Source organism: Acrocarpospora sp. B8E8 (assembly GCF_039871605.1).
Classification (GTDB): domain Bacteria; phylum Actinomycetota; class Actinomycetes; order Streptosporangiales; family Streptosporangiaceae; genus Acrocarpospora; species Acrocarpospora macrocephala.
Genome location: NZ_JBDPLV010000100.1, coordinates 19,389 through 35,197, shown reverse-complemented (window position 1 = coordinate 35,197; position 15,809 = coordinate 19,389). Strand labels below are relative to the sequence as shown.

The 15,809-nt window shown below is 70.8% G+C and carries 1 protein-coding gene; it reads right to left on the bottom strand.

The features are described from left to right. Window positions 1-15,700, bottom strand: a 15,700-nt coding sequence (locus ABGB08_RS49355; RefSeq protein WP_347605791.1) for an SDR family NAD(P)-dependent oxidoreductase, incomplete at its 3' end; no start/stop codon positions are given. Between the last annotated feature and the right edge of the window lie 109 nt (window positions 15,701-15,809).

The window sequence follows — 15,809 nt, the reverse complement described above, 5'->3', positions numbered from 1 at the left end:
CCAGACCTCTTCGGCTGACCAGCAGCAGGTGCCGCACCCCATGCTCGGCCACCAGATGCCGGGCCACCTCCGCACCCAGACCACCCGTACCACCGGTGATCAACACGGTGCCTTCCGGGTTCCACCGCCGGGGCATCGTCAGGACGATCTTGCCGGTGTGGCGGGCCTGGCTCATGAACCGGAACGCCTCACGGCCGCGCCGCACATCCCACGCTGTCACCGGCAACGGCCGCAACTCACCAGCCGCGAGCAAACCCGCCAGCTCGGCCAGGATCTCGTGCAACCGCTCCGGCCCGGCGTCCATCACATCGAACCAGTGATACACCAGCCCCGGGAACTGGTCCTGGTCGCGGATGTCCAGCTTGCCCATCTCGATGAACCGGCCACCCGGACGCAGCAACCGCGCGGTAGCGTCGATGAACTCCCCGGTCAGCGAGTTGAGGACCACATCGATCCCCCGATCGCCGCACACCTCCCGGAAGCGCTCCTCGAACTCCAAACTCCGCGAGGAGGCGAGGTGATCATCCGGGATGCCCAGCGAACGCAGCACGTCCCACTTGGCCGGGCTCGCCGTGGCGAACACCTCCACCCCCAGCCGCTGGGCCAGCTGAATCGTCGCCATGCCCACGCCGCCCGTCCCGGCGTGTACCAGCAGCGACTCGCCCGGCTGCAACCCGGCCAGATCCATCAGCCCGTAATAGGACGTCAGGAACGTCACCGGAATCGTCGCCGCCTGCTCAAAGGTGATCCCATCGGGGATCTTGGTCAGGTAGTGGGCGCGGGCCAACGCCACCGGGCCGAACGAACCGGAGGCCAGACCCATCACCCGGTCCCCCGGGCGCAGGTCGTCCACCTCGGGGCCGACCTCCAGCACCACGCCGGCGGCCTCGCCGCCCATCAGGCCGACCTTGTCCTGGAACCAGCCCAGCGCGTTCAACCCGTCCAGCAGGTCACGGAAGTTCACCCCCGCCGCGTGCACCGCCAGGCGCACCTGCCCGGCCTCCAACGGCCCGGCCGCCTGCGGAATTGGGAGCAGTTCCAGCGCGTCCAGGCTGCCCTTGGCAGGGCTGCCCAGCCGCCACGGCACCCCGCCAGCCGGAGGCACCAAGCCCGCCCCCGACACCAGCGACGCCAACCGCGGCACGCGCACCCCACCGGCGCGCACTGCTACCTGCGGCTCATCGCTGGCCAGCACCCCGGCCAGAATCGGCCCGGACAGCTCCTCATCAACATCTACCAGGACGAACCGCCCCGGATTCTCCGACTGCGCCGACCGCACCAGCCCGCACGCGGCAGCCGCAGCCAGATCAGTGACCACCTCGCCCTCACCCGCGGACACCGCACCCCACGTCACGAACACCAAACGCGAATCGCCGAACCGCTCATCGGCCAGCCACCCCTGCAGCAGACCCAGCACCCCAGCGGTCACCCCATGCGCCGTGCTCACCGCGTCCGCCATCGGCTCGGTGACGACCTCGACCAGCACCACATCTGGCACCGGACCCGCCTCGGCCAACGCCGACAGATCCGGATGAACCTCGACCTGCTCCCCGGCAAGACCCAGCGTGTCCAGACCGACCACCGCCATCGGCACCGGATCAGCCGGAGAGACTCCAGAAAGCTCCGGCCACTCCAGCCGGAACAGCCCCTCCCCTTCCGTCCCGCGACCGCCACCGCCACCGCCACCGCCCGCGAGCTGATCGGACGAGACCGGCCGCAGCACCAGCGACCGCGCCGACAGCACCGGCTCCCCAGCGGCATCCACCGCCGCCAGCGACACCGAATCCGAACCCGTCCGAGCCAGCCGCACCCGCAACATCGACGCACCAACGGCGCGCAGGCACACCTCACCCCACGAGAACGGCAACCGGCCGCCCTCCACCTGCTCCAGCCCAACAAAAGTCACCGTGTGCAAGGCCGCATCCAGCAACGCCGGGTGCAACCCGAACGCACCCGCCTCCGAATGCGCCTGCTCGGGCAACGCGACCTCGGCGAAAATCTCACCGTCAGATCCATGCCAGGCCGCCCGCAGCCCCTGGAACAACGGACCGTAGCCCAGCCCTCCGGAGGCCAGCGCGTCATACAGCCCGTCCAGCTCGATCGCGGTGGTACCGGCCGGGGGCCACACCGCCGCGTCGAACGGCACCGCGGCCCGGCCACCCGTGGCGAGCGTCCCGGTGGCATGCCGTACCCACGGCACATCGCCGCCGGCCTCCGCCGAGCGGGCATAGATGTTCACGCTCCGGTGGCCCGACTCCTCCGGCGCGCCCACCGCGATCTGGACCGCGACCGCCTCGCCCTCGCCCAGCACCAGCGGCGTGGCCAGCGTCAGCTCCTCCACCACCTCGCAGCCGACCTGGTCACCCGCCTGGATCGCCAGCTCAAGGAACCCGGTGCCGGGGAAGAACACCATCCCGGCCACGGTGTGGTCGGCCAGCCACGGATGCGAAGCGAGCGACAGGCGTCCGGTCAGCACCACCCCGTCGGAATCGGCCAGGCCCACGGCCGCCCCCAGCAGAGGGTGCCTTGTCGCGGACAGGCCCAGCACACGGGCATCACCGCCCTGCCTGGCGTTCGGCCAGAACCGCTGGTGCTGGAAGGCATAGGTCGGCAGCTCGACCTGACGACCGCCTGGCAGCACGGCCCGCCAGTCCACCGGCACACCGCGCACGAACAGCTCGGCGGCCGAGACCAGGACACGGTCCAGCCCGCCCTCATCACGGCGCAGCGTCCCGGCGATCACCGCGTCCACCCCGGCCTCGTCCACGCACTCGCCGATGCCGACCGTCAACACCGGATGCGGGCTCACCTCGACAAACGCCCGATACCGCTGCTCCAGCAGTTCCCCGATCGCCGGGGCGAAGGCCACCGTGTTGCGCAGGTTGTCACACCAGTAGGCCGCGTCGAGTTCCGGTCCCTCCAGCCACTGACCGGTCACAGTCGACAGCATCGGCACCCGCACGGGCTGCGCCACTACCCCTGTCAGGACCTGGGCCAGTTCCGCACCGATCAGATCGACCTGAGCCGAATGCGAGGCATAGTCCACCGCGATCCGGCGAACCCGCACCTTATCCGCGGTTAGCTGCTCCACCAGCTCATCGACGGCCTGCACCTCACCGGCCACCACCACGGAGCGAGGGCCGTTGATCGCCGCGACCGACACCCTGCCGTCCCAGGACGACAGCCGCTCACGCACCTGCTCGACCGGCAACGCCACCGACGCCATAGCCCCGAGCCCAGCCAACTGCTCCCCGATCAGGCGGCTGCGCAGGGCCACCACCCGCGCGCCGTCCTGCAACGACAGGCCACCCGCCACCACCGCAGCCGCGATCTCGCCCTGAGAGTGGCCGACCACCGCGCCGGGACGGACCCCCAGTGACTCCCACACCGCCGCCAGCGACACCATCACCGCGAACGACACCGGCTGGACCACATCCACCCGATCCAGCGACGGGGCGCCCTCGGCCTGCCGGATCACGTCCAGCAGCGACCAGTCCACGAACGGCTCCAACGCCGCCGCGCACTCCGCCATCCGACCCGCGAAGACCGGCGACTCCTCAAGCAGCCGCCCGCCCATACCCACCCACTGCGCCCCCTGACCCGGGAACACCCACACCGACTTCCCGACGACATCGGCCACACCCGCGACCACGCCACCGGCCACAGGCTCACCCGAGGCAACTACGCCCAAGCCCGCGAACAGTTCCTGACGGTCACGTCCGACCACCACCGCACGGTGCTCGAACACCGACCGCGACACCACCAACGAGGACCCCACATCCACCGGGTCCAGCTCGCCGGCCTCCACATGCGCCGCCAGACGACGCGCCTGACCACGCAACGACTCAGGGGTCTTCGCCGACACCACCCACGGCACCACACCCGGCGCCCGGTCCTGCGGAGTCTCCTCCCCTTCCGGTGTTTCCGGTCCTTGTTCGAGGATGATGTGCGCGTTGGTGCCGCTGATCCCGAACGACGACACACCCGCCCGACGCGGGTGACCGTTCCGCTGCCACTCCACCGGCTCGGTCAGCAGCTCCACCGCACCGGCCGACCAGTCCACATGCGAGGACGGTTCCGTCACGTGAAGCGTCTTGGGCAGCACCCCGTGGCGCATGGCCATGACCATCTTGATCACACCAGCGACACCCGCCGCCGCCTGCGTGTGACCGATGTTCGACTTGATCGACCCAAGAAGCAGCGGACGGTCCTCCGGCCGATCCTGCCCGTAGGTCGCCAGCAGCGCCTGTGCCTCGATCGGGTCGCCCAGCGTCGTACCGGTGCCGTGCCCTTCCATCGCGTCCACCTCGGACGGCGACAAACCGGCACCGGCCAGCGCCTGCCGGATCACCCGCTGCTGCGACGGACCATTCGGCGCCGTCAACCCGTTCGACGCGCCGTCCTGGTTGACCGCCGAACCACGCACGATCGCCAGCACCTGATGCCCGTTGCGCTGAGCGTCCGACAACCGCTCCAGCACCAGAATGCCGACACCCTCGGACCAGCTCACCCCGTCAGCCGCGTCAGCGAAGGACTTGCACCGCCCATCAGAAGCCAGCCCGCCCTGCGCGCTGAAGCCGATGAACGGCGTCGGCGTGGCCATCACGGTCACGCCACCGGCCAGCGCCAGCGAGCAGTCACCACCACGCAGCGCCTGCGCCGCCAGATGCAACGCCACCAGCGACGACGAACACGCGGTATCCACCGTCACCGCCGGGCCCTCCAACCCCAGCGTGTACGAGAGACGGCCGGACAGCACACTTCCGGCGGTCCCGGTCCCCACGAAGCTCATCACCTCTGGAGGGAACTCCAGACGGCCCGGGTTGTAGTCGTGATACATCACCCCGGCGAACACACCGGTACGGCTGCCGCGCAGCGAACCCGGCTCGATCCCCGCCCGCTCGACCGCCTCCCAGGACGCCTCCAGCAGCAACCGCTGCTGCGGATCCATCGCCAAAGCCTCACGCGGCGAAATACCGAAGAACCCCGGATCGAACTCCCCCGCCTCGTGCAGGAACCCGCCCTCACGCACATAACTGGTCCCGCGATTCTCCCGATCCGGGTTGTACAGCCCGTCCAGATCCCAACCGCGGGTCGTCGGGAACCCGCTGATCCCGTCCCCACCCTCGGCCACCAGCCGCCACAGGTCCTCCGGCGAGGCGACCCCGCCCGGATACCGGCACGCCATGCCCACGATCACGATCGGGTCGTCGGCCACCGGCGGCACCATCCGCGGCGCCGCGTCCAGGGCTTCCGCCTGCGTACCCATCAGCTCGTCGAGCAGATGTCTGGCCAGCACGGTCGGGGTCGGGTAGTCGAACACCAGCGTGGCCGGCAGACGCAAACCCGTCGCGGCGTTCAGCCGGTTGCGCAACTCGACCGCGGTCAGCGAGTCGAAACCCAGCTCACGGAACTCCCGCCGCACCTCCACCGTGTCGCGCGTGGCGTGGCCCAGCACGAGCGCCACCTCGGTCCGCACCACGTCCAGCAGGACCTCGATGCGTTCCGCGGCACCCAAGGGAGCAAGTTGCCGCAGGAGTTTGCTCTGGCCTTGTGGTGCGACCGCCTTCGTGCGGCGTACGGCGGGGACCAACCCGCTCAGCATCGGCGGTAGCTCTTCGTACGCACGCAAAGCCGGTATGTTCAGCCGTACCGGGGCCACCGCCGATTCGCCGGAGGCGACGGCCGCGTCGAATAACGCCATGCCCTGCGAGAGTGAGATCAGCCGCAGCGCGCTCATGGTCAACCGGTTGACGTCCACCTGCGACAACCGGCTGGTCATCCCGGCCTCCGTCGACCACGGCCCCCATGCCAGCGACAGCGCCGGCAGGCCCGCGGCTCTCCGGTGCTGGACCAGCGCGTCCAGGAACGCGTTGCCCGCCGCGTAGTTGCCCTGCCCGGACCCACCGAACGTGCCGGACACCGACGAGAACACGATGAAGGCGGCCAGGTCCATGTCCCGCGTGAGCTCGTGCAGGTGCCAGGCGGCGTCCACCTTGGGACGCAACACCTTGGCGATGCGCTCAGGCGTCAGCAGGGGAATCGTCCCGTCGTCCAGGACACCGGCCGTGTGGATCACCGCGGTCAGCGGCCGGTCGGCATTCGCCAGCAGCTCCGCCACCGCGTCCCGGTCCGAGACGTCGCACGCCACCACGCTCACCTGGGCGCCGTCGGCGACCAGGTCCGCCCGTAGCTCCTCCGCTCCCGGGGCGTTCAGGCCCCGGCGGCTCACCAGCAGGAGGTGCCGTACCTCGTGTTCGGCCACTAGGTGCCGGGCCAGTCGCGCGCCCAGGCCGCCGGTCCCACCGGTGATCAACACCGTGCCTTCGGGGTTCCAGGCTCGGACGTCGTGTTCGTCCGGTGACAGCCGGGCGAGGCGGGGAACCCGCGCCTCGAAGTCGCGCACCGCCGCCTGTTGTTCACCGCAGGCCAGCAGGACGGGCAGCGCCGACAGGGCGGTCTCCTGCTCCTCCGCATCGGCCAGCAGGAAGCGGCCCGGATTCTCCGCCTCCGCGCTACGGACCAGCCCCCACACGGTGGCCGCGGCCGGGTTCGAGACGGTCTCGCCCGCGCCGGTCGCGACCGCGCCCCGGGTGACGAACACCAGGCGCGAGTCGACGAACCGCTCATCGGCGAGCCACTGCTGCAGCAGGCCCAGAACACGTGTGGTCACTTCGTGCGCCGATTCCGCCATATTCGCGGAGTCGGCGACGTCGATCTCGACGGTCACCAGGTCGGGCACCCTGCCGACCGGCAGACCGTCCAGGGAATCGAGGTCGCCGGTGAGTTCGGCCACCTCCAACCCGATCACGGCGTCCACCGGGGAGACCGTCATCGGTACGGCAACCCAGTCCAGCCGGAACAGCGAGTCGCGTTCCACGCCATGATCGTGGGCAGCCAGCTGATCGGCCGAAACCGGCCGCAGTACCAGCGATCGCGCCGACAGCACCGGCTCCCCGGCGGCGTCCACCGCGATCAGCGACACAGAATCGTCACCGGCCTGGGCCAGCCGTACGCGCAACGCCGACGCGCCCACGGCCCGGAGGCTCACCTCACTCCACGAGAACGGCAGCCTGCCGCCGGCCGTCTCCATCCCGACGAACGGCACCGAGTGCAGGGCCGAGTCGAGCAGCGCCGGATGCAGGGCGAACAGACCTGCGTCGGCGACCTGCTCCGGCAGGGCGACCTCGGCGAACACCTCGCCGCCCGCGCCCTTCCAGGCCGCCTGCAGGCCCTGGAACACCGGCCCGTAGGCGAGCCCGTCCTCGGCCAGCCGCTCGTACAGCCCGTCGAGCTCGATCGCGGTCGCGCCCTGCGGCGGCCAGGCTTCGGTGTCGAGCCGCTCAGCGCGCCGATCGCCGGGAGCGAGGAAGCCGACCGCGTGCCGCACCCACGGCAGGTGATCCTCGGCCTCCGCCGGTCGGGCGTAGATGTTCACGGCACGACGACCGGAGTCCTCCGTGGCGCCCACCGACACCTGTACCACGACCGCGTCATCCGTGCCCAGCACCAGCGGGGCGGCCAGCGTCAGCTCCTCGACCAGGTCGCAGCCGACCTGGTCACCGGCCCGGATCGCCAGCTCAAGGAACCCGGTGCCCGGGAAGAACACCATCCCGCCCACCACGTGATCAGCCAGCCAGGGGTGCGACTGTACGGACAGACGCCCGGTCAGCAGCACGCCGTCGGAGTCGGCCAGGCGAACGGCGGCGCCCAGGAGCGGATGCTCCGCCGCGGCCATGCCCAGACCGCGGGCATCCCCGATCTTCTTGCCGTTCGGCCAGTACCGCTCCCGCTGGAAGGCATAGGTGGGCAGCTCGACCCGGCAGGCGCCGGGGAAGACCGCCCGCCAGTCGAGCGGTACGCCGTGCACGTGCAGCTCCGCCAGCGCGGTCATGGCCGCCGACTGCTCGTCGCGGTCTCGCCGCAGCACCGGCACCAGCACCAGGTCCGATTCGGCCGTGGAGTCGGCCAGCGCGGCGAGGGTGTCGTCGGCCATCGCGGTCAGCACCCCGTCGGGGCCCAGTTCCAGATAGGCCCGTACGCCCCGGGCGTGCAGGGTGTGGATGGCGTCGGCGAACCTGACCGCACCGCGAACCTGGTCCACCCAGTAACCCGGCGAGCACAGCTCCTCGGCCGCCGGACGTCCGGTCAGCGTCGACACGATCGGGATCTCCTGGGCACGGTAGGTCAGCGTCTCGGCGACCGCCCGGAAGTCCTCCAGCATCGGATCCATCAACGGCGAATGGAACGCATGCGACACCCGCAACCGTCGCGTCCTGACCCCCAGGGATTCCAGCGCAGCGGCCACCTCAAGCACGGCCTCCTCGACACCGGAAACCACCAGCGAGGCAGGACCGTTCACCGCCGCGATCGACACCTCACCCGAACGCCCGGCCAGCAAATCGGCAACCTGATCCTCGGACGCCTGGACCGCGACCATCGCCCCACCCGCGGGCAGCGCCTGCATCAACCGCGCCCGAGCCGCCACCAGCGCACACGCATCGCTCAGCGAAAGCACCCCGGCCACATGCGCCGCCGTGATCTCCCCGACCGAATGACCGGCCAGCACATCCGGCCGCACACCCCACGAGGACACCAGCCGGAACAACGCCGTCTCCACCGCGAACAACGCCGGCTGCGCCCACCCCGTCTGATCCAGCAACTCCGCCTCAGCGAACAGGACCTCGCGCAACGGCCTGTCGAGCAGCGGGTCCAGCTCCGCGATCACCGCGTCCAAAGCCTTGGCGAACACCGGGAACCGCTCATACAGCTCCCGGCCCATCCCCACCCGCTGGCTGCCCTGACCGGTGAACAGCACCGCCAACTGGGGCTCGGCCTCGGCCGTCCCGCGCACCACACCCGCGCCCGGCAGGTCCTCGGCCAGCGCGCCCAGCCCGGCCAGCGCACTCTCGCGGTCGCTCGCCAGCACCACCGCGCGATGCTCGAACGCCGACCGCGTCGTGGCCAGCGCGAACGCCGTATCGGCCAGCGCCACCTCGCGGTGGCCCTCCACATGCGAGGCCAGTTGCCCGGCCTGCGCCCGCAGCGCCCCTGCGGTACGGCCCGACACCAGCACCGGCAGCACACCCGGCTCCGCCGCGATCCGCGGAGCCTCCTGGGGGTCGCCCTGCTCGATGATCACGTGGGCGTTGGTGCCGCTGATCCCGAACGACGACACTCCGGCCCGCCACGGCCGCTCCACCTGCGGCCAGGCCCGCTGCTCGGTCAGCAGTTCCACCGCGCCCGCCGACCAGTCCACATGCGAGGACGGCGCATCCACATACAACGTCTTGGGCAGCACGCCATGGTCCATGGCCAGGACCATCTTGATCACGCCTGCCACGCCCGCCGCCGCCTGGGTGTGGCCGATGTTCGACTTGATCGACCCAAGCAGCAGCGGCCGGTCCTCCGGCCGGTCCTGCCCATAGGTGGCCAGCAGCGCCTGCGCCTCGATCGGGTCACCCAGCGTCGTACCGGTGCCGTGCGCCTCGACCACGTCCACCTCGGACGGCGACAGACCGGCGTCGGCCAGCGCCTGCCGGATCACCCGCTGCTGCGACGGGCCGTTCGGCGCCGTCAGACCGTTGGACGCGCCGTCCTGGTTCACCGCCGACCCGCGCAGCACGGCCAGGATCCGGTGGCCGTTTCGCCGCGCGTCCGACAAGCGCTCCAGCACCACCACACCCACGCCCTCGGCCCAGCTCGTGCCGTCGGCCGCGTCGGCGAAGGACTTGCACCGCCCGTCAGGAGCCAGCCCGCCCTGCTCACTGAAGTCGATGAACGCACCCGGCGTGGCCATCACGGTCACACCACCGGCCAGCGCTAGACCGCACTCGCCCAAGCGCAGCGCCTGCGCGGCCAGATGCATGGTGACCAGAGACGACGAACAGGCGGTGTCCACCGTCATCGCCGGACCCTCCAGGCCCAGCGTGTAGGAGATCCGGCCCGACAGGACGCTTCCGGCGTTGCCGGTGCCGAAGAAGCTCATCACATCCAGCGGGAATTCCGCGCTGGACGCGTAGTCGTGATACGTGACGCCGGCGAACACGCCGGTACGGCTGCCGCGCAGTGAGACCGGGTCGATCCCGGCCCGCTCGACCGCCTCCCACGACACCTCCAGCAGCAACCGCTGCTGCGGATCCATCGCCAAAGCCTCACGCGGCGAAATACCGAAGAACCCCGGATCGAACTCCCCCGCCTCGTGCAGGAACCCGCCCTCACGCACATAACTGGTCCCCCGGCGCGACCGATCGGGGCTGTACAACTCCCCCAGATCCCAGCCACGAGAGGTCGGGAACCCGCTGATCCCGTCCCCGCCCTCGACGACCAGCCGCCACATGTCTTCTGGAGAGCTCACTCCGCCCGGATAGCGGCACGCCATCGACACGATGGCGATCGGATCGTCCTCGACCGATGCGAGAGGGGGCGGACTGATCACGTCGGCGTGCCGGCCGAGCAGTTCGTCCAGCAGGAAGTCCGCCAGCACGACCGGTGTCGGATAGTCGAACACCAGCGTGGACGGCAACCGCAACCCCGTCGCACTGTTCAGCCGGTTACGCAACTCCACCGCGGTCAGCGAGTCGAAACCCAGCTCGCGGAACTCCCGTCTCATCTCCAGGGTGGCGGGCGAAACATGGCCCAAGACCATGGCCACCTCGGTGCGTACCAGCTCGACCAGCAGCCGCGTCCGATCGGCCTGGCCCAGGCCGGCCAATCGCCGAAGGAGCGCCCCGTCGGCCCCCGCCGACGCCGCCGACCGGCGTACGCCTCGCACCAGCCCCTGCAGCAGATGCGGCACCCACCCCTGCCCCCGCACCGCCGACACGTCGAACCGCGCCGCCACGACCACCGCACGACCCACCGCACCCGCCGCGTCGAACAGCGCCAACCCCTGCGCCGCCAGCAACGACAACATCCCGGCTCGCGCGATCCGCCGCATATCGGCCTCGCCCAGCGCGCCGGTCATCCCGCTGTCCTGCGCCCACGGGCCCCACGCCAGCGACAACCCGGCCTGTCCCTCGGCCCGCCGATACTCGGCCAGCGCGTCCAGGAACGCGTTCGCCGCCGCGTAATTGGCCTGGCCCGCGCCACCGAACGTCCCCGCCACCGACGAGAACATGATGAACGCGGCCAAGTCGCCGTCACGAGTGAGCTCGTGCAAATGCCAGGCCGCGTCCACCTTCGGCCGCAACACGCTCTCCAGCCGCTCCGCCGACAGCGACGGAATGGTCCCATCGGCCAGCACACCGGCGGCGTGAATCACCGCGGTCAACGGATGCTCAGCCGGCACCAGAGCCAGCAACGCCGCCGCCTGATCCCGATCGGCCACATCGCAAGCCGCGACCGTCACCTCGACGCCGTACGCGATCAGCTCGGCCTGCAACTCCACCGCACCCGGAGCCTCCAACCCCCGGCGGCTGACCAGCAGCAGATGCCGAACACCCCGTTCGGCCACCACATACCGGGCGAACAGCGCACCCAGACCACCGATCCCACCAGTGATCAACACCGTCCCGTCCGGATCCCACGGCCGTTCGACCTCGGGACCGGGCACCACCCGCGCCAGCCGGGCCACCCGCACCTCACCACCGCGCACCGCCACCTGCGGCTCACCCGACGCCAGCACCCCGGCCAGCACCGACGCGGAGATCTCCTGCTCGTCCACATCGACCAGCACGAACCGGCCCGGATTCTCCGACTGGGCGCTGCTGACAAGGCCCCACACCGCGGAAGCCGGCAGATCCGCGACCCCATCCGCGGCAACCGCACCCCGAGTGAGGAACACCAGCCGCGAATCGGCGAACCGCTCATCCGCCAGCCACTCCTGCACGACCTCCAGGACCCGGGCGGTCAGCACGTGCGCCGACTCCACCACCCCAGCCGCCGGATCCGAGACCGCCTCCATCACCACCACAGGCGGTGCAACCCCGGCCACACCCAGAAAGTTCAGGCCCAGCGCCGCCACCGGCACGGGCTCGGCCGCCGGGAGCTCCTTCAGCGGCGTCCACTCCACCTCGAACAGCGCATTCCGCTCCACCCCACGGCTGCCACCGGCAGCGGCGAACCAGGTGGACGAGATCGCGCGTAGCACCAGCGACCGCACCGACAGCACCGGTTCCCCGGCGGCGTCCATCGCGAGCACCGACACCGAATCCTCGCCCGTCCTGGCCAGCCGCACCCGCAACAGCGACGCACCACTCGCGTGCAGGCACACGCCACCCCAGGAGAACGGCGCCCAACCGCCCTCGAAATCCCCCAGACCGGCGAACGGCAGCGCGTGCAGCGCCGCGTCGAGCAACGCCGGATGCACCCCGAACGAACCCGCGCTCGACTCCACCTGCCCTGGTAACACGACCTCGGCGAACACCTCGCCACCGGCACCACGCCAAGCCGCCTTCAGGCCCTGGAACACAGGACCGTAACTCAACCCGCTCGCGTCCAGCCGCTCGTACAGTCCATCCAGCTCGATCGCGGACGCACCCTCCGGCGGCCACACCGTCGCGTCGAACGCCTCGGCCACCCGACCGCCATCCGTCAGCACACCGGTGGCGTGCCGAATCCACGACTCCTCATCGGCGGCCTCGGCCGGCCGGGCATAGACGCCCAGCTCACGCCGGCCGGACTCATCGGGCGCCCCCACCCACACCTGAACCGCGACCGCGTCCCGCTCACCCAGCACCAGCGGCGCGATGAGCGTCAGCTCTTCCACCACATCGCAGCCGACCTGATCGCCCGCCCGCACAGCCAGCTCCACGAATGCCGAGCCCGGCACCACCGCCGAACCCATCACCGCGTAATCCGCCAGCCACGGATGCGACCGGAGCGACAACCTGCCGGTCAGCAACACCCCATCCGCACCGGCCAGCCCCACCGCCGCACCCAGCAGCGGGTGCCCTGCGGCGGCAAGGCCCGCCGCAGCGACGTTCCCCAGCCGCGAACCTGCCCCATCAGGCCAGAGCCGTTGACGCTGGAAGGCGTATGTCGGCAACTCCACCCGGCGCCCGCCCGGCAGCACCGCCCGCCAATCCACCACCACGCCATGCACATGCAGGTGCGCCAGCGCCGCCATGACCGCGGACTCCTCGTCGCGGTCCCTGCGCAGCACCGGTACCGCTACCGCATCCGCCGCCAAGTCCGCGACGGACTGATCCGGGTGAGCGGCGAGGACGTCCTGAGTCATGGCGGTCAGCACCCCATCGGGGCCGAGTTCCAGATAGGCCTGCACACCTTGAGCGTGCAGAGCGCGCACCGCGTCGCCGAAACGGACCGCGCCACGGACCTGCTCCATCCAGTAACCCGGCGAGCCCAACTGATCCGCCGTGGCCGTCTCCCCGGTCAGGGTGGACACCACCGGAATCTGCGGCGGGTTGTAGGTGAGCGTCCCGGCCACCGCACGGAAGTCCGCCAGCATCGGATCCATCAACGGCGAATGGAACGCATGCGAGACCCGCAACCGGCGTGTCCTGACCCCCTGGGATTCCAGCGCGGCGGCCACCTCAAGCACCGCCTCCTCGACCCCGGAAACCACCAGCGAGGCAGGACCATTGACCGCCGCGACCGACACCTCACCCTCACGCCCGGCCAGCAGGTCGGCAACCTGGTCCTCGGACGCCTGGACCGCGACCATCGCCCCACCCTCGGGGAGCGCCTGCATCAACCGCGCCCGGGCCGCCACCAGCGCACACGCATCGCTCAGCGAGAGCACCCCGGCCACGTGAGCGGCGGTGATCTCCCCGATCGAATGACCGGCCAGCACATCCGGCCGCACACCCCACGACTCCACCAGCCGGAACAACGCCGTCTCCACCGCGAACAACGCCGGCTGCGCCCACCCCGTCTGATCCAGCAACTCCGTCTCGGCAAACAAGACGTCACGCAACGATCCATCCATCAAGGGGTCGAACTCGCCGATCACCTCATCCAACGCCCGGGCGAACACCGGGAACCGGTCGTACAACTCCCGGCCCATCCCCGCCCGCTGACTCCCCTGACCGGTGAACAGGAATGCGAGCTTGCCCCGCTGCCCGCTCCGCCCCACCACGACGCCCGCGCCCGGCCGCCCCTCGGCCAGGGCCCGTAGCCCAGCCACGGCATCCTCGCGATCACTGGCCAGCACGGCCGCCCGGTGCTCGAAGACCGATCGCGTCGTGACGAGAGAAAGAGCCATGTCGGCCAGCGCCAGCTCAGGCTCGGCGCCGGCGAACGACGCCAGCCGCTCGGCCTGCGCCCGCAGCGCCTCCTCCGTACGGCCCGACACCAGCACGGGCGTCACGCCGCCAGTCGCAGCCGCCGGGCCCGGGTCCTCCGCTCCCGCGTTCTCCGGCGCCTGCTCGATGATCACGTGGGCGTTGGTGCCGGTAAGCCCGAATGAGGACACCCCGGCCCGCCACGGCCGCTCCACCTGAGGCCAGGGCCTGGCTTCGGCCAGCAGTTCCACCGCGCCCGCCGACCAGTCCACGTGCGAGGACGGCCCGTCCACGTGCAACGTCTTGGGCAGCACCCCATGCCGGAGAGCCATGACCATCTTGATCACACCGGCCATGCCGGCGGCGGCCTGGGTGTGCCCGATGTTCGACTTGATCGACCCCAGCAGCAGCGGCCGATCCCGATCCTGACCATAGGTGGCCAGCAGCGCCTGCGCCTCGATCGGATCACCTAGCGTGGTACCCGTACCGTGACCCTCCACCACGTCCACGCCGGCGGGAGTCAGCCCGGCGCTGCCCAGTGCCTGCCGGATCACCCGCTGCTGCGACGGACCGTTCGGCGCTGTGAAGCCGTTGGAGGCGCCGTCCTGGTTCACCGCTGACCCGCGCAGGACCGCCAGGACCTGACGGCCGTTGCGCTGAGCGTCCGACAACCGCTCCAGCAGCAGCATGCCCACACCCTCGGACCAGCCCGTGCCGTCCGCCGCGTCGGCGAAGGCCTTGCACCGGCCGTCCGGGGCCAGCCCACCCTGGCGGGAGAACTCCACGAACGCGCCTGGGGTGGCCATCACGGTCGCCCCGCCCGCCAGCGCCAGCGAGCACTCCCCCGCTCGCAGCGCCTGCACCGCCAGGTGCATCGCCACCAGCGACGACGAACACGCCGTGTCCACCGTCACCGCCGGGCCCTCCAACCCCAGGGTGTACGAAAGCCGGCCGGAGGCCGCGCCCGCGCCCAGGCCGGTCCCGACGTTGCCCTCGAGGTCGGCCAGCGAGTTCACCATCAGGTAGGAGTAGTCCTGCCCGCTCATCCCGACGAAGACCCCGGTACGGCTGCCGCGCAGCCGGGCGGCGTCGATCCCGGCCCGCTCGACGGCCTCCCACGACACCTCAAGCAGCAGCCGCTGCTGCGGATCCATCCCCAGCGCCTCACGCGGCGAGATACCGAAGAACCCGGGGTCGAAGCCCGCGACGTCGTGGATGAAACCGCCCTCGCGCGTGTCGGTTCGCGCCCGGCCATCGGAATCACGATCGGACAGCTGGTCGAGATCCCAGTCGCGATCGGTTGGAAAGCCCGAAATGGCGTCCCCGCCTTCGGCGACGAGCCGCCACAGATCCTCAGGCGAGGCAAGACCGCCGGGGAACCGGCAGCTCATCGCCACGATGGCGATCGGCTCGGTGGTGACCGCGACCAGCTTCTGGTACTGGCGCCGCAGCCGTTCCGCCTCCTTCATGGACGTCCGGAGCGCCTGAACCACCTGCTCACTGGGCGTATCCATCACAACCTCCGTGCATCGAGCGAGGCGGCCAAGGGGAGGGGAACCCGGCCGGACCTCGCAGGAAGAAGTCGCCGAGCATGCCATCCGTTGGAGAAGTGAACCCGGTGGC